Source organism: Jannaschia formosa (assembly GCF_003340555.1).
Taxonomy (GTDB): Bacteria; Pseudomonadota; Alphaproteobacteria; order Rhodobacterales; family Rhodobacteraceae; genus Jannaschia; species Jannaschia formosa.
Genome location: NZ_QPLJ01000006.1, coordinates 35,779 through 58,229, shown reverse-complemented (window position 1 = coordinate 58,229; position 22,451 = coordinate 35,779). Strand labels below are relative to the sequence as shown.

Below are 22,451 nucleotides of genomic sequence, written 5' to 3'. Positions count from 1 at the left end.
GCGGCGGCATGGACGATTTCGAACCGATCATCGAAGAGGCCGCCGCGCTGCTGACCGGCCTTCCCGCCTTCGTCGGCCCGGCCCTAAAGTTCGCGCTGGCCGTCGGCCTCGCCATCCTGCTGCACCGGCTGGTCTACACCGTGATCCTGCGGCGCGCGATCGGACGCGACACGCTCTGGGCGCGGTTCCTGCTACGGGTCCGGCGGCCCCTGCGCATCGTCGGCGTGGTGATCGCCGTCGGGTTGGTCGCCTCGGCCACGGCCTTGCCGCCGCGGGTGACCGACGCGCTGGAGCACATGTCGCTGATCGCGGTCATCGTGGTCGTGGGCTGGTTCGTGTTGGTCGCCGCCGACGTCGTCTCGGCCCATGCGATGCGGAAGCACAGGCTTGACCAGGCCGACAACCTGTCGGCGCGCAAGTTCCTGACGCAGCTGCGCATCCTGCGGCGGGCGGTGGCGATCGTCATGGTCATCCTGACGGCGGGCGCGGTGCTGATCACCTTCGAGGGGGTGCGGGAATACGGCGTCTCGCTCTTCGCCTCGGCGGGGGCGGCGGGGCTGGTGCTGGGCTTCGCGGCGCGGCCGGTGCTGGCGAACCTGATCGCCGGCATCCAGATTGCCCTGACGCAGCCGATCCGGCTGGAGGACGTCGTTATCGTTGAGGGCGAATGGGGCTGGATCGAGGAGATCTATGCCACCTATGTCGTCGTCCGGATCTGGGACTGGCGGCGGCTGGTCGTTCCGCTGTCCTACTTCATCGAGCAGCCCTTCCAGAACTGGACGCGGGACTCGGCGCGGATCATGGGCTCGGTCTTCTGGTACGTGGACTACACCGTGCCGCTGGGCGAGATGCGGGCCGAGGTCGAGCGTATCATCTCCGAGAGCCGGCACTGGGACGGCGGGGTGAAGGTGCTGCAGGTGGTCGACACCGACAAGGACACGATGCATCTGCGCGCGCTGATGTCGTCGAAGGATTCGCCGACGAACTGGGACCTGCGCTGCGAGGTGCGCGAGAAGGTGCTGGACTGGGTGCAGCGGACCCATCCGCAGGCGCTGCCGAAGCTGCGGGCGGAGCTGCAGGACCCGCGCGACGCGGACATGCCTCAGATGCGGTCCGCCTGACGCGCGTCGTCGTGCTCTGGCGCGAAGGCCATCCGCTGGAGGTCGCGAAGCACCGCGACCCGGATTGCGGAGGCGAGGCCGGCGCTCGTCCCCCGCTCCCGGTCGATCCGGGCGGCGAGGGCGTTGACCGAGGTGCCCTGCGCCCGCGCCATCTCCACGAAGGCGACCCAGAAGGCGTCTTCGAGCGAGACGCTGGTGCGGTGGCCCTCCAGCGTCAGGGAGCGTTTGCGGGGGCGCGCGTCGTTCATTCCCGCTTGTGGCCCTCGTGATCGCGGTCGGCGCGCGCGGCTTCGGCCGCAAGGCGCGTCTTCTCGGCCTTCGGCACCCCGTGCCTGGCGGCATTGGCGTCGGCCCGCGCGGATTTCTCGGCGCGGGCGCGGGCCTTGCGGGCCATGCGCAGATTGACGACCTTTCCGGTCATTTCGGGCCGATCATCAGTTCGGGCCGGACGACGCGGTCGAAGGTCTCCTCGTCGACGAGGCCCAGCGCGATCGCTTCCTCCCGCAGGGTCGTGCCGTTCCTGTGGGCGGTCTTGGCGACCTTGGTGGCGTTGTCGTAGCCGATGGTCGGCGCCAGCGCCGTCACCAGCATCAGCGATTCCTTCATCAGCTTGTCGATGCGCTCGACATTGGCCTGGGTGCCGACGACCATGTTGTCGGTGAAGCTGCCCGCCGCGTCGCCCAGAAGCTGCATGCTCTGCAGCACGTTGTAGCTCATCATCGGGTTGTAGACGTTCAGCTCGAAATGGCCCTGGCTGCCGGCGAAGCCGACGGCGGCGTCGTTGCCCATGACATGGGCGCAGACCATCGTCAGCGCCTCGGCCTGGGTCGGGTTCACCTTGCCCGGCATGATCGAGCTGCCGGGCTCGTTCTCCGGCAGGATCAGCTCGCCCAGCCCCGAGCGGGGGCCGGAACCCAGAAGCCGCATGTCGTTGGCGATCTTGAAGAGGCTCGCCGCGACGGTCTTCAGCGCGCCCGAGAACATGACCATCGCGTCATGGGCGGCCAGCGCCTCGAACTTGTTGGGCGCGGTGACGAAGGGCAGGCCGGTGATCTGCGCGATCTCGGCCGCTACCTTCTCGGCGAACCCCTTGCGGGTGTTGAGCCCGGTGCCGACCGCCGTGCCGCCCTGCGCCAGCTCGTAGATGTCGGGCAGGCATGCCTCGACCCGCTCGATGCCCTTGGCGACCTGATGGGCGTAGCCGCCGAACTCCTGCCCCAGGGTCAGCGGCGTCGCGTCCTGGGTATGGGTGCGGCCGATCTTGATGATGTCCCGGAATTCCTCGGACTTCGCCTCGAGCGCCGAATGCAGCTTGCGCAGGCCGGGCAGCAGCGTGTCGCGCGCCATCATGCCGATGGCGACATGCATCGCGGTCGGGAAGGTGTCGTTGGACGACTGCCCCATGTTGCAATGGTCGTTCGGGTGGACCGGCTCCTTCGATCCGATCTGGCCGCCCATGATCTCGATCGCCCGGTTGGCGATGACCTCGTTGGCGTTCATGTTCGACTGCGTGCCCGAGCCGGTCTGCCAGACGACCAGCGGGAAGTTGTCGTCGAACCTGCCGTCGATGACTTCCTGCGCGGCCTGCTGAATGGCCTTGGCCCGGTCGGCGTCGAGATCGCCGAAGCCCTCGTTGACCGCGGCGGCGGCCTTCTTGATGACGCCCAGCGCCCGGACGATCGCGACCGGCTGCCGCTCCCACCCGATGGGGAAGTTCTGGATCGAGCGCTGGGTCTGCGCGCCCCAGTACTTGTCGGAGGGGACCTCCAGCGGTCCGAAGCTGTCGGTCTCGGTGCGGGTGCTCATCAAGGCGCTCCTGGTCTGTCCGGGGCCGGGTTTAGCCCCTGGGCCGAGGAGGGTCCATCGCGCGTTGGCGCTATCAGGGGCCGTCGTTCCCCGGGGGCCGGAGATTTCCGGGCCGGGCCCGGGGTCGGGCGGGCCCCCGACCTCCGGTCACTTCCGGAAATTGTCCAGGCTGACGATCTCGGCCTCGCGGCGCGGCCCGTCGTCGTCGCCGTCCTCGTCGGAGAGATCGGCGAAGGGCGCCTCGTCCGACTCCTCCGCGGAGGCGCCGTCCTCAGGCTCGTCCCGCTCCTCGAAGCGCAGGCCGAATTCGACCGAGGGGTCGACGAAGGTGCGGAGCGCGCGGAGCGGCACCACCAGCGTTTCGGGGCTGTCGCCGAAGTTGAGCGTGACCGAGAATCGGTCCTCCGTGACCTCCAGCCCGTCGAACCAGTGCTGCAGCACGATGGTCATCTCCTCGGGGTAGCGGTCGCGCAACCAGTCGGCGATCTCGACGCCCGGATGGCGGGTGTCGAAGGAGATGAAGAAATGATGCTCGCCCGGCAGGCCCTCCTCGGCGACACGCCGCAGAAGCTGCGCGATCAGGCCGCGCATGGCGTCATGCATCAGTCTGCCGTAATCGATGCTGTCCGGGTCTGCCATGGTGGTCCCCTCGATGGCCGTAGGCGATTGTAGACCAGAGGCGCCCGAGAGGGACAAGCCCTGCCCGGAGGATGCGACGCATCGGCAAGGAGGTGCAGCATTCGGAGGGGGAAATGCAGGCTTCTGTTGCCAGGTGCCTGCGAACCCCGCCTTACACTGCTAGGCGCAAGGACTTAAGATTTCGGTAGTTCCGACTGCTTACGCAGCCATGGCCACCGGAGCACGGTTGTCGTTGGCAACTGTACATTTTGAACCGATAACGGTGGTATCTCACCGGGCGAAAGCTGGCCTCTTTAGACGTTCGTCGATCCTATTTCGGCCCCATGTGTCCCCAACGAGGAACTTGGTGGAGCCGCCGGGTACCGCCCCCGGGTCCGAGCCGCTTATTACAGGTGCGTTTATCGCCATAGTCCCTTTCGGAACACCCGGTATCTAGGCGCATGCGGGCCCCGGATCAAGGGTCAGCCGAGCCAGATATTTCCCGAAACCAGGATCAGCCCGACCACGACCTCGGTGCCGAAGAAGCCCCATTTCCGGCGCGTAGAGCCGTCCACGATCAGCGAGGTGACACGGCCCAGCGCACCGCCGAGCCAGACGAAGCCGAGCATCGCGTAGGCGGTCGGCGTGGCGATCAGCAGCGCAGCCAGCGCCACGACGACGAACAGCGCGCCCGACGCCGCCCGGACCTCGGAGACGCCCATCGTGGAGCCGGTGTCGGCGAGCCCGACCTTCCGCATGGTCCAGGCCGGAGCGAGCCAGCCCGCGGCGCCGAAGGCGACCGTCAGGATGGCGAAAAGGATGTTCAGGAGCTCCATGACGGACCTTTCGAAGACTGGCATGCCGCGCGGGCGGCCTTGCCTTCTCAACTGCCGGGGACAGGCTTCGGGTTCCCCTGCTGCCGCTCAGGACCCCCGCTGCGGGCGGGTCTCGCGCAGCCGTCCGAGAACGGCGCGCGCGATGTCCCCGGCCCAGGCGCGACGGGCGCCGACGGAGGTGGCGAGACGGTCGGCGGCGCCCGGGGGCGGGACCTCGGAGCGCGGGCGGATGCGGGTGGAGCGGGCGGGGCGCTGGCCGGCTGGCTCGCGCAGCTCGGCCCGGAACAGCGCGCCGTAGTGCCGGTAAGCCGCCGGTGCCAGCCCGTGGAGCCGCGCCTGTCCCGCATCCAGTCCGCGCGCTTCCCCGGCGGCGAGCTTCGCCGCCATCCGCGGCTTCGGCCCGTGGAAATGGACGATATGGGCGGCGTCGTTGCGGCCCCAGTAAGGCTTCCAGTTCATCGAGAGCGGCAACGGATCGGTGCGGCCACGGAAGAAGGCGTTGAAGCTGGCCTGGTCATGGGTGGGCCAGGTGAAGTCCCCCTGGAGCCGCGCGCGGATCGCCGCACGGAAAGCGTCGTCGACGGCGCGCAGCCCGGGCAGGTGCATCAGCATCACACCGGAGTTGAAGGGCTCGGCCCGGGTCCGCCAGCGCTCGGGGGCGACGGCCAGCAACTCCGGCCCGTCGATGAGGGCGGGCAGGGGGCGGAACAGCACGTCGATATCGGTGTAGAGGACGTGGTCGTCCTCGGTCTCGATCCGGGGGATGTCGATGCGCAGCCAGTGGCCCGCGAAGGTCTCGTAATCGGGGCCGTAGGCCGGGCGCAGCCACGGCTCCAGCGATGGCGCATGACGAATGACCGTCACGCCGAGATCGCGCATGACCCGCAGGGCGGGGGCCTTGCCGCCGACATAGAGGCAGTGCGGCTGAAGGTCCGTGTGGCGCAGGCAGGACTGGATGGCCGCGCGCAGAAGCTTGAAGTTGTCGCCGCGCAGCGCGCCTTCGTTCGCGCAGAAATACCATTTGCGCAGAACGGGATAGTCCCGCGCGGCCGGGTCCTCCGACCGCGCGGGATCGGGCATCAGAACCCGGCCTTGATACGCTCGAAGGTCTCGTTCTGCTTCTCGCGCAGGGCCGAATCCATCGGCAGCTGCGCCAGCACCGGCGCGTCGATCTGGCCCAGGCCCGAGGCGACCAGCGCCTCTTCACCCTGGCCCGCCATCGCGGCGGCGTTCGACTGGCCGTAGCCCGCCTCGAGCAGGGCGACGGTCGAGCTCGGGTCGAGCATCGCGTTGACGAAGTCGTAGACCAGATCCTCGGACCCTTCGCCGTCCTTCATGTTGACGTAGCCGCAGAGCCACAGCGACGAGCCTTCCTCGGCCTCGCGCTGGAAGCCGATCGGGAAGTTTTCCTCGACCATGGTGGGCAGCGTCTCGTTCCAGGCCCAGCTGACCAGCACCTCGCCCGAAGCCAGCAGCTGCGCCAGCTCGGCCGGATCGGTCCAGTAGGTGCGCAGGTTGCCATGCACCTGCCGCAGCCAGTCCGAGGCGGCCTGGAACTGCTCGTCGGTGGCCTGCGACCAGTCGGTCGTGCCGGTCGCCAGATAGGCGAGCGCATAGGCGTCGTCGACGTTGTCCGGCAGGGTCATGCGGCCCTGGTATTTCGGGTTGGTGAAGACCTGCAGCGAGGCGACGTCCTCGGCCGGGACCTCTTCGGCATTATAGGCGATCGCGGTCGAGCCGTAATCGGTCGGGATGAAGTAGACATCCTCCGTCGTCCCGATCTGGGTGCCGGTCAGGTCGGTGTTGAGGTTCTCCCACTCGGCGATCCTCGACAGGTCCCAGGGCTCGACGATGCCCGACTCGACGAACTTCGTGACCGAGCCCGCGCAGATATGCGTGACGTCGGCGCGGAAGCCGGAGGACAGCTTCTGGAACGCCTCTTCCTCGTCGCCGAAGAAGGCAAAGCCCGGGCTTTGGCCGTGCTTCTCGACATAGGTCGAGTGGAAGGCGGGATCCTCGAAACCCGCATAGTCGAACACCGTCATCTCTTGCGCGATGGCGGGCAGGGCGACCAGCGTCGCGGCGCCGGTCAGAAGGGTGGCTCTGATATTCACTTGGTCACTCCCCGTGTTGGACCTTGTTTTCCGGGACATCTAGGATGCACGCGAGCGCGCCGCAATGGCCCCTCATGCCTGGCCGCGCCGGGCCTGGCCGCGATGGAAGAGCGCGATCATGGACGCCTCCAATTCGGTCAGAACGTGCCGCGCCTCGCCTGCATCTCGGGCACGGACGGCATTGGCAAGACGGCGGTAGAGCGCGGCGATGCCGGTCCGGTCGCGGTCGGCGAAGGTGATCATGTTCATCAGCGGCTGCATCGCCTCGACCGCGCCGGCAAGCTGGTAGGACAGCACCGGGTTGCGCGCGGCATCGACGAAGGCGCGGTGGAAGGCCACGTCGGCGGCGCAGAAGGCGACGTCGTCGCAGGGCTGCGTCAGGAGGTCGAGCGCGGCGCGCATGGCGCTCAGGTCCTCGGGCGCGTGGTTCCGGCAGGCGAGATCGACGCAGGCGCGTTCCAGCGCGAAGCGGGCCTCGGCCGCGGTCTCGAAGTCGACGGCGTTCATCGACAGCAGCAGGGTCGAGGTGGCGACATGGGCTTCGACCGCTGCCTCGAATGTCAGACGATTGACGAAGGCGCCGCCCGCATTGCCGCGCCTGGTGCGGATGAGGTTGCGCGCGGCGAGCCGCTTCAGCGCCTCGCGCACGGTGGCGCGGGAGCAGTCGAACTGCACCGCAAGCTCGGCCTCCGACGGCAGGCGGTCGTCCGCCACGAGGTCGCCCGAGGCGATGCGCGCGGCGAGGCGGTCGGATATGTCGGTCGAGAGCGGCGTCGAGGGCATCTGCGGAAAGCTATTGTCAGACAATTGGACGTCTGACATTCGGATAAGCCGGAGCACCGAGTCGCACAAGTCCGGAGGAGGGAACCGCTTGCGCCACCTGTCCCGCATGACCGCGCCGCACTGGCTGGCCCTCTATGCCGGGCTGCTGGTGGCCTGGGCGCTGGTCTGGACGATGTCGGCGCCGGGGGCTTTCGCGACGGCGCTGCGGGACCTGTGCCTCACGCCCGCGGGCGAGGCGGCGCTTCCGGGGCTGGTGGCGATGTGGCTGATCATGTCCGCCGCGATGATGTTGCCCACGGCGATCCCGGCCTTCGCCACCCATGACGAGATCACGACGGCGCAGGGATTGCACGGCGGCGGGGCGTTGGTCGGAGGCTATGTGCTTGTCTGGGTGGGGTTTTCGCTGCTCGCGGCCACGGTTCAACTGGCGCTGGGCGACCGGATCGCGGCACCCTGGCTGGCGCCTGCGCTGCTGGTCCTGGCCGCCGGCTACCAGGTTTCGCCGCTTAAGGAGGCCTGCCTGTCTAAGTGTCGGCAGCCGCTCACCTTCTTCATGCAGTTCTGGGACGAGGGCCCGTGGCGCATGGGGCTGCGGCTGGGCGCGGTCTGTCTGGGCTGCTGCTGGGCGCTGATGGCGCTGGGGCTGATCGGAGGGGCGATGTCGCTGGGCTTCATGGCGCTGGTCACCCTGTTGATGACGCTGGAGAAACTGACCACCGGGCGGATCGTCCCGGTGGCGATTGCGCTCGCCTGCCTTGTCGGCGCGGGCTTTCTGTTGGGAGGACTTCGATGACCGTAAAGATCGCCGCGCCTGTCGTGTCGAGCCGCATGTCGCCCCGGACCGGGGGCGCACAGACCCCTTGGGCGATCAAGGGAGAGCTGATACTAAACTGCAATTGCACGGTTTTCTGTCCCTGCGTGGTCAGCTTGGGCAAGCACGCCCCGACCGAGGGCTATTGCCAGGCCTGGTCCGGCATCCGGATCGACGAGGGCCATTATGGGGACGAGGACCTATCGGGGCTGAACGTCGGATTGCTGCTGGAAATTCCGGGGCTTATGGCGCGGGGCAACTGGAAGGCCGCCGCCTTCATCGACGACCGCGCCAGCCAGCACGCCTATCTGGGTCTGATCGAGATCTTCTCGGGCCGGGCGCGCGGGACCACGGGGTTGTTCAAGCTGCTCGTGAGCGAGTTCCTCGGCGCGGAGCGCGCGAAGATCACCTATGAAAACGAAGGCAAGACAAGGCGCTTGATGGTCGGCAAGAAGATCCAGGGCGAGGTCGTGCCGGTGCAGGGCAAGGACCCGGAGCGCGACATCGTGGCCACCAATACCGAGTACTGGATGGGTGCCGACATCACCGTCGCGACCGCGACAAAGGGCCGGGTGCGCGCCTTCGGGCGGGTCTGGGACTTCGACGGGCGCTCGGCCGAGATCTGCCAGATCGACTGGTCGGGGCCCGAGGTTCCGCGCTGATTTCAGGTATGATCCACGTCGGACCTGCGGGTGATCCGCGTCCGACGTCTTCGGAGGCGACCCGATGACCGAACTCGCCCGTTCCAACCGCGTGCGACGGACCTGGTGGACCGACGCCGTCGATGCCGCCGGGTGCCAGTCCTACACGGTCTACAACCGGATGATGCTGCCCGCCTCGTTCCGCGGGGCGGCCATCGACTGCGCCCATCTCAAGCGCGCGGTGCAGGTCTGGGACGTCGCCTGCGAGCGGCAGGTCGAGATCGGCGGCCCCCATGCCGATCAGGTCATGCAGCGGCTGACCCCGCGGGACCTGTCCTCCGTCGCCGCCGACCGCTGTGCCTACGTTCCGATCTGCAACCGCAACGGCGGGATGCTGAACGATCCCGTCGCGCTGCGGCCCCGGCCCGGCGTCTGGTGGATCAGCCTTGCCGACGGGGAGCTGCGGCTCTGGATCGAGGGGATGGTCGAGGCGGGGGGATACGACGCCTATGTGCGCGAGATCGAGGCACAGCCGCTCGCCGTGCAGGGGCCGAAGGCGGACGATCTGGCGGCGCGGGTCTTCGGCGAGACGGTGCGGGGCATCAGGTTCTTCCGCTTCGAACGGCTGCCGTTCCGGGACACCGAGATGATCGTCAGTCGCACCGGCTATTCCAAGCAGGGCGGCTTCGAGATCTATGTCGAGGAGGAACGGCACGCGATGCCGCTCTGGCAGGCGCTGTTCGAGGCGGGGCGGGATCTGGACGTGCGCGCGGGCTGTCCGAACCTGATCGAGCGGATCGAGGGCGGGATGCTGAGCTACGGCAACGACATCACCGATGCCGACACGCCCTTCGAGGTCGGACTGGACAAGTATGTGCAGCGCTACGACTGCATCGGGGGCGCGGCGCTGAGGCGCCATGTCTCGACCCGCCGCCTGATGGCGGTCGAGATGGTGGGACCGGTCCCCGCCTGCGACCGGCTCTGGCCGGTGAAGGTCGGCGAGACGCAGATCGGCGTCGTCAGTTCCGCCGCGGATTCGATCGAGTTCGGATGCGGCGTGGCGATCGGCATGATCGGGCGGAAATGGGCCGCGGGACAGCAGGTCGTGATCGAGACGCAGGACGGCCCGAGGCGCGGCCGCCTGAGAGACAAATTCTGGAGATAGAGGAGGAGACGATATGACGTTCAGGGCTTTGGTCGTCGAGAAGGACGACGACGGGACGCGGGCCTCGGTCCAGGACATGGAGCTGGACCGGCTGCCCGAGGCCGAGGTGACGGTCGCGGTGGAGTATTCGACGGTCAACTACAAGGACGGGCTGTGCATCGGGCCGGGCGGCGGGCTGGTGCGAAACTATCCGCATGTGCCCGGGATTGACTTCAGCGGCACCGTGGAAGCATCTGACGACGAACGCTATTCCCCCGGAGACAAGGTCGTCCTGACCGGCTGGCGCGTGGGCGAGGCGCATTGGGGCGGCTACAGCCAGAAGGCCCGGGTCCGCGCCGACTGGCTGGTGCCGCTGCCCGAGGGGCTGACGACGCGGCAGGCCATGGCGGTCGGCACGGCGGGCTTCACCTCGATGCTGGCGGTGCAGGCGCTGGAGGATCACGGGATCAAGGCGGGTCCGGTGCTGGTCACGGGCGCGGCGGGGGGCGTCGGCTCGGTCGCGGTCGCGCTGCTGTCCGCGATGGGCAAGGAGGTCGCCGCGGTCACGGGGCGGCCCGAGCAGGAGGGCTATCTGCGAGGCCTCGGCGCGACGCGGATCGTTCCGCGCGCCGATCTGGCCGAGACGGTGAAGCGCCCGCTCGAAAGCGAGACCTGGGGCGGCTGCGTCGACGCGGTGGGCGGCGCGATGCTGGCGCGGGTGCTGGGGCAGATGGAATACGGCGCCTCGGTCGCGGCCGTGGGCCTGGCCGGCGGTGCGAACCTGCCGGCGACGGTCATCCCCTTCCTGCTGCGCGGCGTGAACCTTCTGGGCATCGACAGCGTGCTGCAGCCCTACGAGAATCGGGTCCGCGCCTGGGCCCGCATCGCGGAGCTTCTGCCGATGGAAAAGCTCGAGGACATGGTCGTGCCCGCGACCCTGTCGGACCTGCCCGCGCTGGGCGCCGATATCCTTCAGGGCAAGGTCCGGGGCCGCGTCGTCGTCGACGTGAACGCCTGATCCCGGGGGCCCCTCACCCCTTTTCCGGGCGGGGTGTGGGGTTTCGCGGCGCGCCGTGCTAAGCTTCCTCATCCGGAACGGTTCGCCGGCGCGCAGAAGGCGCGTGGCGGCGGGCCGGGAAGACAAGGAGCCGCGATGTTCAACAGGATCATGATCCCCGTCGATCTCGGCCATGTCGATGCGCAGGGCAAGGCGCTGGAGGCGGCGGCGACGCTGGTGCGCGGGCAGAACGGGACCGTCACACGCATTGCTCGAGGCGGCCGACGACACGGGCGCCGAGGTGGTCGTCATGGCCTCGCACCTGCCGCGGGCGGCAGATGCGGTCTGGCCGTCGAACGGCATAAAGGTCGCGGCCCAGGCCAGGGCGTCGGTCTTCGTCGTGCGCGAGACATGACCCGGCGTTCCCCGAACGAACCGACAGGAGGCACAGGAAGATGACAGACGTGACCGAATCGCAGGGCATACCCGCGCCGGAAGGCGCGGTGGCCGCGATCGAGACCGATTACGAGGTCGGCCAGAACAATATCGAGGGGACGCTGCTCAAGACGCCTTTCGACATCCACAATCCGGTCTTCGGCATCTCTGCCGCCGCGGTGGTGGCCTTCGTGTTCTTCACGCTGGCCCTGCCGGACCAGGCGAATACGGCCTTCTCGGCGATGTTCGCCTTCACGACCCAGAATTTCGACTGGTTCCTGATCGGCGCTGCCGACATCGTCGTGATCTTCGCGCTGCTGCTGATCGTGACGCCCTACGGCTCGGTCCGGCTGGGCGGCGTCGAGGCCACCCCGGACTACACCTATACCGGCTGGTTCGCGATGCTGTTCGCGGCGGGGATGGGCATCGGGCTGATGTTCTACGGCGTGTCCGAGCCGCTGACCCATTTCTCGAGCGCTCTCGGGGGGACGACGGTCGACGAGGGCGGGCTGCGGTCCGACTGGGCGCCGCTGACCGGGGCGCTGGACGACCAGGAAGGCTCGACCCGGCTGGGCATGGCGGCGACGATCTACCACTGGGGTCTGCACCCCTGGGCGATCTACGCGACCGTCGCGCTGGCGCTAGCGCTGTTCACCTTCAACAAGGGCCTGCCGCTGACCATCCGCTCGGCCTTCTACCCGATCCTCGGAGAGCGGGTCTGGGGCTGGCCCGGGCATGTCATCGACATCATCGCGGTCTTCGCGACGCTGTTCGGCCTGGCCACGTCCCTGGGCTTCGGCGCGACGCAGGCGAATGCGGGCCTGAACGAGCTGTTCGGCGTGCCCATCGGCAACACGACCGAGGTGGTTCTGATCACGCTGATCACGGCGGTCGCGCTGATCTCGGTCGTGCGCGGGCTGGATGGGGGCGTGAAGGTCCTGTCCGAGCTGAACATGGGGCTCGCCGCGCTGCTGGCCGGGTTCGTGCTGATCGTCGGTCCGACGGCCTTCCTGCTCGCCTTCTTCTGGGACAGCCTCGTCGCCTACATCCAGTTCATGCCGCAGCTCGCCAACCCGTTCGGGCGCGAGGACGTGAACTTCAGCCAGGGCTGGACGGCGTTCTACTGGGCCTGGTGGATCAGCTGGTCGCCCTTCGTCGGCATGTTCATCGCCCGTGTCTCGCGCGGCCGCACCGTGCGGGAGTTCGTGGTCTGCGTGCTGCTGATCCCGTCCTTCGTCTGCGTGGCCTGGATGTCGATCTTCGGCGGCACCGCGATCCATCAGGTCCTGACCGACGGCTACACCGGCGCGCAGGACGCGGACCTGCCGCTGCAGCTGTTCCGGATGCTCGACCCGCTGCCGCTGGCGCAGATCACCTCGTTCATCGGGATCGTGCTGGTCATCGTGTTCTTCGTGACCTCGTCGGATTCCGGCTCGCTGGTGATCGACACGATCACGGCGGGCGGCAAGATCGACGCGCCGATGCCGCAGCGGGTGTTCTGGTGCGTGTTCGAGGGCGCTGTGGCCATCGCGTTGCTGATCGGCGGGGGCCTCGCGGCGCTGCAGTCGATGGTCATCTCGACCGGCCTGCTGTTCACGGTGGTCCTGCTTCTGATGTGCTACTGCATCTGGCAGGGCCTGCGGAGCGAACGGCGGGCCTGACGCCGCCCGGCAATGACGCGATGCGGGGGCCTTCGGGCCCCCGTTTCCGTTCCGAAGGGGGGCGCCTGTCGCGGCGGACGATGAGTTCAACGCGGATGGTCCCCGCGGGGCCTCGCCCTCTCGCGATATTTCACGGTGTCCTGACTCGATGGAACCATCCGGCGCTTTAGATGCCGCTCATGGCACCGATACTCTACTGGATGCGCCGCGACCTGCGGCTCGGCGACAACCCCGCTCTCGACTGGGCCTGCGCGCAGGGAGGACCGGTGATCCCGGTCTTCCTGCTGGACGAGGTGGTGGAGCGATGGGGTGCCGCGCCGAAATGGCGGCTGGGGCTGGGGCTGGAGGCGATTGCCGCCGCGCTGGAGGGCGCCGGGTCTCGTCTGATCCTGCGCCGGGGGCCGGCGCTGGAGGCGCTGCGCGCGCTCGCCCGGGAGACGGGGGCCGGGACGGTGGTCTGGAACCGCCTCTACACCGCCGACGAGCGCGCCCGCGACACCGCCGTCAAGGAGGCGCTGCGCGGCGACGGGCTGGAGGCGCGGAGCTTCCAGGGCCATGTCCTCTTCGAACCCTGGACGGTCGAGACCGGGTCCGGCGGCTTCTACAAGGTCTTCACGCCGTTCTGGAAGAACGTCCGGGGCCGCGATCCGGGCGCCACCCTCGCTGCGCCCCCGGACATCCCGGCGCCGCAGACCTGGCCCGGGAGCGATGCGCTGGAGGGCTGGCATCTTGGCCGCGCGATGCGGCGCGGGGCGGAGATCGTGGCGCGGCACGTCCATGTCGGCGAGGCCGTCGCGCAGGCGCGGCTGGACCGCTTCGTCGCCGAAAGGCTCGACGACTATGCCGAGGCGCGCGACCGGCTGCCCGAGGACGGCACCAGCGGGCTGAGCGAGAACCTGACTCATGGAGAGATCAGCGCGCGGGCCTGCTGGCAGGCGGGGCAGCGGGCGCTGGACGAAGGCAGGGCCGGCGCCGAGACCTTCCTGAAGGAGCTGGTCTGGCGCGACTTCGCCCATCACCTTGCCTATCACACGCCGCAGCTGACCTCCGAGAACTGGCGCGCGGAGTGGAACGGGTTTCCCTGGCAGGACGACAACCCGCAGGCCGAGGCCTGGCGGCGCGGGCGCACCGGCGTCGCGGCGGTCGATGCGGGCATGCGCGAGATGTACGTGACGGGCCGGATGCACAACCGCGCGCGGATGCTGACCGCCTCCTACCTGACGAAGCACCTGATGACCCACTGGCGGGTCGGCTGCGACTGGTTCGCAGACTGCCTGATCGACTGGGACCCGGCCTCGAACGCGATGGGCTGGCAATGGGCCGCAGGCTCCGGCCCGGATGCCTCGCCCTTCTTCCGCATCTTCAACCCCGAGACGCAGGGCGAGAAGTTCGACCCGAAAGGCGTCTACCGCCGCCGCTGGGTCGCGGAGCTGGCCGACCGGCCGGGGGAGGAGGCGCTGGCCTTCTTCGACGCGATCCCCCGAAGCTGGGGCCTGTCGGCGGAGGATCCCTATCCGTCCGAGCCCGTCGTCGGGCTGGCGGAGGGCAGGGCGCGCGCGCTGGAGGCCTATTCGCAACGCGATGCCGCCGAGTGAAGCGCGAATGTTGCGATAGTCGGGATTGGGTGGTTTCGTATTGGGCGACGCCAGGGGGATAGAATGACGGTCATCACTTCTCTGGAGGGGCAGGCGAAGCTGCCTCGTTACTTCTCATCCTGTTGGGAGATGCTGGAGCGCACCAGGAGCGGGCGCATGGACGTCGTGCTGCCCGACGGGCGCCGCTTCCGCCACACCGGGGCGGAGCCGGGGCCCGTCGGCGAGATCGTCGTCCATGACGAGACCGTCTTCGCGCGGCTGGTGCGCGAGGGCGACCTGGGCTTCACCGACGCCTATCTGGAGGGGCAATGGTCCACGCCGGACCTGATGGCGCTCTATGACCTGATCAACAAGGAAGGCGACAGCCTTATCCAGCAGCAGCCGGGGCTCAAGCTGCTGCGCGCCTACGAGAAGCTGCGCTTCTGGATGGTGCGGAACACGAAGTCGCAGGCGAAGCGCAATATCCAGGCGCATTACGACCTGGGGAATTCATTCTATGGCCTCTGGCTCGACGACACGATGACATATTCGGCCGCTATCTTCGAGACCGGCCAGGAATCGTTGGAGACCGCCCAGATGGCGAAATACGCCAGCATCGTCGACCGGATGGAGGTCTCGCCCGGCGAGCACATCCTGGAGATCGGCTGCGGCTGGGGTGGCTTCGCCGAATATGCCGCGAAGGAGCGGGGCCTGCGCGTCACCTGCCTGACCCTGTCCGAGGAGCAGCGCAGATACGCCGTCGAGCGGATGGCGCGCGAGGGGTTGTCGGACCGGGTCGAGATCAAGCTGCAGGATTACCGGGACGAGACCGGGACCTATGACGGGATCGCCTCGATCGAGATGTTCGAGGCGGTGGGCCAGCGCTACTGGCCGTCCTATTTCGCGACCCTGCGGGAACGGCTGCGGCCGGGGCGTCAGGCCTCGCTGCAGATCATCACGGTGCCGGACCGGCGCTGGGACATCTACAGCAATTCCATCGACTTCATCCAGAAATACATCTTCCCCGGCGGCTTCCTGCCCGCGCCCTTCCGCCTGACCGAAGAGATCGGGCGCGCCGGGCTGATCGAGGGATCGACCATCTCCATCGCCAAGGGATACTCGCAGACGTTGCGCCGCTGGTACGTCCGCTTCAACGAGCGCTGGGACGACGTCGCCGCCCAGGGCTTCGACGAACGCTTCCGCCGGATGTGGAACACCTACCTCACCTCCTGCGCGGGGGCGTTCGAATACGGCAATTGCGACGTCATCCAGATGATCGTGAGGAAACCAGGCTGATGCCCACGCCCGCCAAGCTGATCTCCGCCCTGCTGTTCGCCGCGCTCGCCTGGTGGACGGCCGAGACGATCCGGATCCATGCGCTGCCCGAGGGCATCGTGGTGGGCAATTTCCGCGAATGGTGCGCGCTCGCGGGGCTGATCATCGGCTGGAAGACCATCGGGACCCGTGTCTCGGGTCCGCTGAACAAGGGCACGACCGTGCTGAAGGCCGTCACCGCCGGGATCGGCGGCGCGGTGATCCTGACCGTGGGGGGCGTGATCCTCAACAGCTTCGTGACGATGATAAGCGAGTCCTTGGGCCGCAAGTATACGGAGGTCGGGCAGGCGGCGGAGGCCTGGATGGCGTTCCTGTGGGATGACGCGCTGACGATCGCTAACCCGATCGTGCTGGGGACGATGTTCGGCGGCGCGGCCGTCGTGGGCCTGATCGGAGGGGTGGCGGGCCGGACGCTCCGGTGAGCCGGCTTTTCCTGTTCGGAACGCTGCGCTGGCCCGACTTGCTGGAATTGATCGCAGGCGAGCCCGTGGCCACCACGCCCGCGACGCTGCCCGGCTGGTCGGTGGAGCGCGCGGCGGATGGCGACTGGCCCGTCCTCGTGCCCGGCGGCGTGGCTGAGGGTCTGCTGACGGGACCGCTGGGCCGCGAGGCGCGGGCGCGGCTCGACTGGTACGAGACCGCCTTCGGCTACCGGGCCGAGGCGGTCGAGGTGGAGACCGCCGAGGGGGCCGCCGCCGCCGAGGTCTATCGCGCCGGGACCTCCGGGTCAGGGGAGGGCTGGTCGCTCGATCCCTGGATCGCGCGTCATGGCGCCCGCACCGCGCTGGCCGCCGAGGAGGCGATGCGCGCGCGGGGCCGCAAATCGCCCGAGGAGGTGCAGGCGCTGCGTCCGGTGATGCACGCCCGGGCGCATGGCATCCTGATGGGGCATGCGTGGCATAGGCCCGTCACCGTGGGGGGCAAGCCGCCCGGCCCGGTCGAGGTGCTGGACGTCGGCTATCCCTACGAGGGGTTCCACCGGGTCGAGGAATGGCATCTGGACCATCCCCGCTTCGACGGCACCCGCAGCGGGCCGATCCGCCGTGCGCTGAGCCATGTCACCAACGCCGCCACCGTCCTGCCCTGGGATCCCGTCCGCGACCGCGTGCTGATGGTCGAGCAGATCCGCATCGGCGCGCTGGCCAAGCACGACCCGCATCCCTGGATGCTGGAGCCGGTCGCGGGGCTGATCGACGCGGGCGACACGGCGGAAGCCACGGCCCTGCGCGAGTTGCAGGAGGAGGCGGGGCTGGAGGTGGCGGCGGAGGCGCTGCACCATGTCGCGACCTATTATCCCAGCCCCGGGGGGCTGGCGCAGATCATCTGCTCCTTCGTCGCGGTCGCCGACCTGCCGGACGGGGCGGGCGGGCTGCATGGGCTCGACCACGAGGCGGAGGATATTCGCGCCCATCTCGTGCCCTTCGGCGACGCGCTTGCCATGATCGACAGCACCGAGGCGGCGAACGCGCCGCTGATCCTGTCGCTGCAATGGATCGCGCTCCACCGGGAGCGGTTGAAGGCGATCTGACCGATCTCTAAACCCCGTGGGATGACATCCCGGGGAGGCCCGCCATGAAGATCCATTCCAACCTGGCCGAGGCGGTCGGGAAGACGCCCCTGATCCGTCTCAACGGCATCTCGGAGGCGACGGGCTGCGACATCTACGGCAAGGCCGAGTTCATGAACCCGGGCCAGTCGGTCAAGGACCGCGCCGCGCTCTACATGATCGAGGACGCGGTGGCCCGCGGCGACCTGAAGCCCGGCGGCACCATCGTCGAGGGCACGGCCGGCAACACAGGCATCGGGCTGACGCTGGTCGGCGCCTCGATGGGGTTCCGGACCGTCATCGTCATCCCCGAGACCCAGTCGGAGGAGAAGAAGGAGATGCTGCGCCTCGCCGGGGCGGAGCTGGTTCAGGTGCCCGCGAAGCCCTATCGCGACCCCGACAACTACGTCCGCTATTCCGGCCGGCTGGCCGCGAAGCTGGCCGAGAGCGATCCCAACGGCGCGATCTGGGCCAACCAGTTCGACAACACGGCCAACCGGCAGGCCCATATCGAGACGACCGGCCCCGAGATCTGGGAGCAGACGAGCGGCAAGGTGGACGGCTTCGTCTGCGCCGTGGGCTCGGGCGGGACCGCCGCGGGCGTCGCCGCCGCGCTGCAGTCCAAGGGCGTGAAATGCGGGATCGTCGACCCGCTGGGATCGGCGCTGTTCAACTACTACGACCACGGAGAGCTGGCCTCGGAAGGAAGCTCGATCTCCGAGGGGATCGGGCAGGGGCGGATCACCGCCAATCTGGAGGGCTACACCCCCGATTTCGCCTTCCAGGCCACCGATGCCGAGGCGCTGCCGCTGATCTTCGACCTGCTGGCGCATGAGGGGCTGTGCATGGGCGGCTCGACCGCGATCAACATGGCGGGCGCCGTCAAGCTGGCGCGCGAGATGGGGCCGGGGAAAACCATCGTCACCATCCTCTGCGACTACGGCACGCGCTATCAGTCGAAGGTCTGGAACCCGGAATTCCTGCGGTCGAAGAACCTTCCCGTCCCCGGATGGCTGGACGGGCCCGGACGGGAGGTCCCGACGGTCTTCGAGGGATGATCCGTCTTCTTCGCGTCCTTCTGCTGATCCTCGCGACCGCCGTCCCGCTGGCGGCGCAGCAGTCCACGGGCCCCGTCGTGCCCGCCGAGTGGGAGCGGATCCAGCAGCGGGCGGCGCAGGTGCTCGAGTCCGGCAACGCCTCGGACGATGCGCTGGACGCGCTGCGGGCGACGCTGGACCTCTGGCGGACGCAGTTCGACGCGGCGCGTGGCGCGAATTCGGGGCGGATCGCGACCGTTCGCGCCGAGATCGAGGCGCTGGGACCGGCCCCCGCCGAGGGCGAGAGCGAGCCCGCCGACACCGCCGCGCGACGGGCCGAGCTTCAGGAACGGCTCGACGCGCTGCTCGCCCCGCAGCGCGCCGCCGAGGCGGCCTACAACGCGGCGAACGGGCTGATCGCCGAGACCGACCAGCTGATCGAGGAACGCCGCGCCGAGGCGCTGTTCCGGCAGGACGCGCCGCCGGTGAACCCGGTCGCCTGGCCGCCCGCGCTGCTGGCGCTGAGCGCGTGGTTCGCCGCGCTCGTCTCGCAGGTGACGGCGCCCTTCGCGACCGAGATCTCGCGCGCCTTCCTCGCGCAGGAGGGGCTGCGCATCGTCGTGCTGCTGCTGGTGGCGGCGCTGCTTCTGCTGCGGTCGGGGCGGTGGCTGAACGCCGCGCGCGACCGGCTGACCCCGCGCGAGGCGACCTCGCCGCTGGCGCGGCTGGGCCTGCTGGCGGTGTCGGTGGCGCGGCTGCTGCTGCCGGTGATCGGGCTGTTCGCGCTGACGCGCAGCGTCATGGTCGCCGGCGCCGAGGGGCCGCTGATCGACGCGATGGTCTGGCTGGTGCCGGTCATGGGCGCCATCATGCTGGCCTCGATCTGGCTGGGCGGGCACGCCTTCCCGCCGCGGGCGGACACGCCCTCGCTGTTGCCGGTGGGCGAGACCCGGCGCCGGGAGGGCCGGGTCCACGCGCTGACGCTGGGCGTGACCTATGCGCTGGCGCTGGCGGTGCAGGAGATGGCCGCCACCGACGACGCGATCGAGGCGGCGCGGGGCGTCCTGCACTTCGCCATCGCCGTCGTCGCGGGGCTGACGCTGCTGAGGCTGGGGCAGCTTCTGCTGTCCGAGGGCAGCACCGCGCGCGAGGATACCGAGGCGGGGTTCTGGGCGCAGGTGCTGCGGCTGGTCGGGCGCGCGCTGGTGGTGATCGGCGTGGTCGCGCCGCTGCTGGTCGGCGCAGGCTTCGTCAACCTCGGGATGGCGATCCTGTGGCCGACCGTCATGTCGCTCGCGCTGCTGGTGCTGATCGGCGTGGCGCAGAGCGTCGTTTTCGACGTCTATGCCGCCGCCACCCGCCGCACCGAGGCGGTGCGCGACGCGCTGGCGCCGACGCTGGTCGCCTTCCTTCTGGCCGTGGCCGCCGTGCCTGCCTTCCTGCTGATCTGGGGCGTGCGGTCGCAGACGCTGGCGGAGTGGTGGCGGACCTTCCTCAACGGCTTCTCGATCGGCGAATTCACCCTGTCGCCGACCAACATCCTGACCTTCGCGCTGGTCTTCGCGCTGGGCTTCCTCGCCACGAAGCTGATCAAGGGCGTGTTGCGGACCAGCGTGCTGCCGAAGACCAAGCTCGACTCGGGCGGGACCAACGCGATCCTGTCGGGGACCAGCTATGTCGGCATCATCGTCGCCGCGCTGCTGGCGATCACGATGGCCGGGATCGACCTGTCGGGCCTTGCCATCGTCGCGGGCGCGCTGTCGGTCGGGCTGGGCTTCGGCCTGCAGAACATCGTGCAGAACTTCGTCTCGGGGATCATCCTGCTGATCGAGCGGCCGATCAAGATCGGCGACTGGGTCGTGGTCGGCACGGTCGAGGGCTTCGTCCGGCAGATCTCGGTCCGCTCCACCCGGATCGAGACCTTCGACCGCCAGGACGTGATCGTGCCCAACGCGGACCTGATCGCGGGGGTCGTGACCAACAACACGCTGGGCGACACCTCGGGCCGGGTGCTGGTGCCGGTCGGGGTGGCCTACGGCACCGACACGCGTCGCGTCGAAGCCATCCTTCGCGAGATCGTCGAGGGGCATCCGATGGTGGTGCTGAACCCCGCGCCGGTCATCACCTTCGAGGGGTTCGGGGCGAGCAGCCTCGACTTCCTCTGCCGGGCCGTGCTGCGCGACGTGCTGTGGAAGGTGATCGTGAAATCCGAGATCAACCATTCCATCGCCGAGCGCTTCGCGGCCGAGGGCATCGAGATTCCCTTCCCGCAGCGCGACATGTGGTTGCGCAACCCCGAGGCCCTGCGCGGGCAGGGAGGCGGCGGCCAGGGGCAGGGCGCGCAGGCGCCCCGGCGCGACGAGGATGACCTGATCGAGACCATGGCGCCTCCGGAGGGCAGCGATCCGCCCGATGCGCCCCAACCAGAGCCGCCAGCGACGGAGTATCCATGACCGAGGCCCTGTTCCGAACCGACGCCTACCTGAAGTCCGCGACTGCCGAGATCGTCGCCCGCACCGCCGAGGGCGGCGTGGTGGTCGACCGGTCGATCTTCTACCCGCAGGGCGGCGGGCAACCCGGCGACAGCGGCAGGCTGGTCTGGGATGGCGGCAGCTGCGAGATCGCCTCGACGGTGAAGGCGGCCGACGGCATCGGCATCGTGCTCGTCCCCGCCGAGCCCGGGCCGTTGCCGAGAGAGGGAACGAAGGTCGAGATGCGCCTCGACTGGGAGCGGCGCCATCGCTTCATGCGGATGCACAGCGCGCTGCACCTGCTGTCGGTCGTCGTCCCGCTGCCGGTCACCGGCGGGCAGATCGGGTTCGACAAGTCGCGGCTGGACTTCCTCATGCCCGAGGTCACCCACGAGCGGGAGGTGATCCAGGCCCGGCTCGGCACGCTGATCGCCGAGGATCATCCGGTGTCGGAGCGCTGGGTCAGCGAGGAGGCGCTCGACGCCAACCCGGACCTCGTCAAGACGATGTCGGTGCAGCCGCCCCGCGGGGCGGGCCGCATCCGGCTGGTGCGGATCGGGTCGGGCAAGACGATCGACCTTCAGCCCTGCGGCGGGACGCATGTGCGGTCGACGGCCGAGATCGGGCAGGTGCGGGTCGGCAAGCTGGAGAACAAGGGCAAGCAGAACCGCCGGATCTCGATCACGCTGGACGGGTAGGGCGACGCTCAGTCTGCGCGCCGTCCGCGAGCCTGCAGGAAGGCCGGCGGGTGGCTGCCGTCGAGAACGGCGGCGGTCAGGACCCCCCTCACGGGCGCGCCGGTGTCGAGGCCGATGCGGTTGGGCCGGACCACCGGCGCCTCGCCGGGCGTGTGGCCGTGGACGACGATCCGCCCGTGATCGGCGTCGCTGTCGAGAAAGCGGTCCCTGATCCAGAGCAGGTCGCGCGCCTCCTGCGCCTCAAGCGGCACGCCCGGCGCGATGCCTGCGTGGACGAAGAGGTAGTCCCCTTCGATATGCGACAGGGGCAGGGCGCGCAGCCAGGCCAGCCGCGCGGGTCCGAGAGCCACGCAAAGCGCCTCGGGGTCGTATTGCCTGAACCGGACCTCGACACCCAGCGAGTCCAGCGTCGCGTCACCGCCATTGCTGCGCCAGACCTCCCAGGGCTGCCAGTCCCAGGTCCGGGTGCAGGCCAGCATCATCGCCTCGTGGTTGCCCATCAGGCAGACGCTCTCCATCCCCGCGACCCCGGCCATCACCCGGTCGAGCACCGCGGCGCTGGCGGGGCCGCGGTCGACATAGTCGCCGACATGGACGACGAGGCCCTCGCGCCCGTCCTGCCGGGCGGCGTGGTGGTCGCGGATGATCCCGTGCAATTCGCCCAACAGGTCGTCGCGCCCGTGCACGTCGCCCACGGCGTAGATTACCTTTGCCATGTCGCACCTTACCTTTCCCGTCCCGCGGCGCATCCCGGACCCCGTCTGCGGCAGGGGGTCGCCGAGAAGCCACTTGATGGTTACATTTGCCACCGCTAACCCGGCCG

Annotated in this window: 23 protein-coding genes and 1 other RNA gene; 14 read left to right on the top strand and 10 right to left on the bottom strand. The window is 69.1% G+C overall.

The features are described from left to right. Positions 1 to 8 precede the first annotated feature (8 nt). Positions 9 to 1,121 (top strand): mechanosensitive ion channel family protein, encoded by a 1,113-nt coding sequence (locus tag DR046_RS08590; protein WP_115381948.1) that lies wholly within the window; start codon positions 9 to 11, stop codon positions 1,119 to 1,121. Here DR046_RS08590 and DR046_RS08585 read toward each other — a convergent pair. From DR046_RS08585 to DR046_RS08545, 9 genes are all read right to left on the bottom strand, one after another. Continuing rightward, entirely contained in the window at positions 1,103 to 1,369 is a 267-nt protein-coding gene (locus tag DR046_RS08585; protein ID WP_115381946.1) for a ribbon-helix-helix domain-containing protein, read from the bottom strand. The genes DR046_RS08590 and DR046_RS08585 overlap by 19 nt on opposite strands. Then, positions 1,366 to 1,542, bottom strand: coding sequence for a DUF4169 family protein (locus tag DR046_RS08580; protein WP_115381944.1), 177 nt, complete (start codon positions 1,540 to 1,542; stop codon positions 1,366 to 1,368). The genes DR046_RS08585 and DR046_RS08580 overlap by 4 nt, the downstream gene beginning before the upstream one ends. Then, positions 1,539 to 2,930, bottom strand: a complete 1,392-nt coding sequence (gene fumC / locus DR046_RS08575) for a class II fumarate hydratase (RefSeq protein ID WP_115381942.1) — start codon at positions 2,928 to 2,930, stop codon at positions 1,539 to 1,541. The genes DR046_RS08580 and fumC overlap by 4 nt, the downstream gene beginning before the upstream one ends. Before the next feature lie 144 nt (positions 2,931 to 3,074). Continuing rightward, positions 3,075 to 3,566 (bottom strand): SspB family protein, encoded by a 492-nt coding sequence (locus DR046_RS08570; protein ID WP_115381940.1) that lies wholly within the window; start codon positions 3,564 to 3,566, stop codon positions 3,075 to 3,077. Between the two features lie 112 nt (positions 3,567 to 3,678). Beyond that, positions 3,679 to 4,028, bottom strand: a transfer-messenger RNA (tmRNA) gene (ssrA, locus tag DR046_RS08565). Further along, positions 4,028 to 4,381, bottom strand: coding sequence for a DUF4345 family protein (locus tag DR046_RS08560; RefSeq protein WP_167767006.1), 354 nt, complete (start codon positions 4,379 to 4,381; stop codon positions 4,028 to 4,030). The genes ssrA and DR046_RS08560 overlap by 1 nt, the downstream gene beginning before the upstream one ends. An 87-nt stretch (positions 4,382 to 4,468) precedes the next feature. After that, on the bottom strand, positions 4,469 to 5,461 hold the full coding sequence (locus DR046_RS08555; RefSeq protein ID WP_115381938.1) for a glycosyltransferase family protein: 993 nt from the start codon (positions 5,459 to 5,461) through the stop codon (positions 4,469 to 4,471). Further along, positions 5,461 to 6,489: an ABC transporter substrate-binding protein gene (locus DR046_RS08550; protein ID WP_370815944.1), complete on the bottom strand. Its 1,029-nt coding sequence runs from the start codon at positions 6,487 to 6,489 to the stop codon at positions 5,461 to 5,463. The genes DR046_RS08555 and DR046_RS08550 overlap by 1 nt, the downstream gene beginning before the upstream one ends. A 78-nt stretch (positions 6,490 to 6,567) precedes the next feature. After that, positions 6,568 to 7,278, bottom strand: coding sequence for a FadR/GntR family transcriptional regulator (locus DR046_RS08545; RefSeq protein WP_115381934.1), 711 nt, complete (start codon positions 7,276 to 7,278; stop codon positions 6,568 to 6,570). Between the two features lie 88 nt (positions 7,279 to 7,366). On the opposite strand from DR046_RS08545, the gene DR046_RS08540 reads away from it, so the two are divergent. The 13 genes from DR046_RS08540 to DR046_RS08480 all read left to right on the top strand — a co-directional run bounded on the left by DR046_RS08540 (position 7,367) and on the right by DR046_RS08480 (position 21,628). Then, positions 7,367 to 8,071, top strand: a complete 705-nt coding sequence (locus DR046_RS08540; protein WP_306418037.1) for a DUF2182 domain-containing protein — start codon at positions 7,367 to 7,369, stop codon at positions 8,069 to 8,071. A 35-nt stretch (positions 8,072 to 8,106) separates the two neighbouring features. Then, on the top strand, positions 8,107 to 8,751 hold the full coding sequence (locus DR046_RS08535; protein WP_115382114.1) for a DUF1326 domain-containing protein: 645 nt from the start codon (positions 8,107 to 8,109) through the stop codon (positions 8,749 to 8,751). 64 nt (positions 8,752 to 8,815) lie between these two features. Further along, positions 8,816 to 9,895, top strand: coding sequence for a dimethylsulfoniopropionate demethylase (locus tag DR046_RS08530; RefSeq protein ID WP_115381930.1), 1,080 nt, complete (start codon positions 8,816 to 8,818; stop codon positions 9,893 to 9,895). A gap of 13 nt (positions 9,896 to 9,908) precedes the next feature. Continuing rightward, a complete protein-coding gene (locus DR046_RS08525) occupies positions 9,909 to 10,892 on the top strand; it encodes an MDR family oxidoreductase (RefSeq protein ID WP_115381929.1) in 984 nt (327 codons plus the stop codon). Between the two features lie 247 nt (positions 10,893 to 11,139). After that, positions 11,140 to 11,286, top strand: coding sequence for a hypothetical protein (locus DR046_RS24165; protein WP_245190874.1), 147 nt, complete (start codon positions 11,140 to 11,142; stop codon positions 11,284 to 11,286). Positions 11,287 to 11,326: 40 nt separating this feature from the next. Then, positions 11,327 to 12,967, top strand: a complete 1,641-nt coding sequence (locus tag DR046_RS08515; protein WP_115381927.1) for a BCCT family transporter — start codon at positions 11,327 to 11,329, stop codon at positions 12,965 to 12,967. Between the two features lie 179 nt (positions 12,968 to 13,146). Then, positions 13,147 to 14,562 carry a cryptochrome/photolyase family protein gene (locus tag DR046_RS08510; RefSeq protein ID WP_370815880.1) on the top strand — a complete coding sequence of 472 codons (1,416 nt, stop codon included), beginning with the start codon at positions 13,147 to 13,149 and terminating at the stop codon, positions 14,560 to 14,562. A 63-nt stretch (positions 14,563 to 14,625) separates the two neighbouring features. Further along, positions 14,626 to 15,837 carry an SAM-dependent methyltransferase gene (locus DR046_RS08505; RefSeq protein WP_115381923.1) on the top strand — a complete coding sequence of 404 codons (1,212 nt, stop codon included), beginning with the start codon at positions 14,626 to 14,628 and terminating at the stop codon, positions 15,835 to 15,837. Next, positions 15,837 to 16,298, top strand: coding sequence for a TrgA family protein (locus tag DR046_RS08500; protein WP_115381921.1), 462 nt, complete (start codon positions 15,837 to 15,839; stop codon positions 16,296 to 16,298). Before DR046_RS08505 ends, DR046_RS08500 begins: the two co-directional genes overlap by 1 nt. Then, entirely contained in the window at positions 16,295 to 17,404 is a 1,110-nt protein-coding gene (locus tag DR046_RS08495) for an NUDIX domain-containing protein (RefSeq protein WP_115381919.1), read from the top strand. Before DR046_RS08500 ends, DR046_RS08495 begins: the two co-directional genes overlap by 4 nt. 44 nt (positions 17,405 to 17,448) lie before the next feature. Further along, positions 17,449 to 18,480 carry a cysteine synthase A gene (locus tag DR046_RS08490; protein ID WP_115381917.1) on the top strand — a complete coding sequence of 344 codons (1,032 nt, stop codon included), beginning with the start codon at positions 17,449 to 17,451 and terminating at the stop codon, positions 18,478 to 18,480. After that, positions 18,477 to 20,912, top strand: coding sequence for a mechanosensitive ion channel domain-containing protein (locus DR046_RS08485; protein ID WP_115381915.1), 2,436 nt, complete (start codon positions 18,477 to 18,479; stop codon positions 20,910 to 20,912). Before DR046_RS08490 ends, DR046_RS08485 begins: the two co-directional genes overlap by 4 nt. Beyond that, positions 20,909 to 21,628 carry an alanyl-tRNA editing protein gene (locus tag DR046_RS08480; protein WP_115381913.1) on the top strand — a complete coding sequence of 240 codons (720 nt, stop codon included), beginning with the start codon at positions 20,909 to 20,911 and terminating at the stop codon, positions 21,626 to 21,628. Before DR046_RS08485 ends, DR046_RS08480 begins: the two co-directional genes overlap by 4 nt. A gap of 8 nt (positions 21,629 to 21,636) precedes the next feature. Here the strand turns inward: DR046_RS08480 and DR046_RS08475 are convergent, their stop codons facing one another. After that, on the bottom strand, positions 21,637 to 22,344 hold the full coding sequence (locus tag DR046_RS08475; RefSeq protein ID WP_167767004.1) for a metallophosphoesterase: 708 nt from the start codon (positions 22,342 to 22,344) through the stop codon (positions 21,637 to 21,639). Positions 22,345 to 22,451 lie beyond the last annotated feature (107 nt).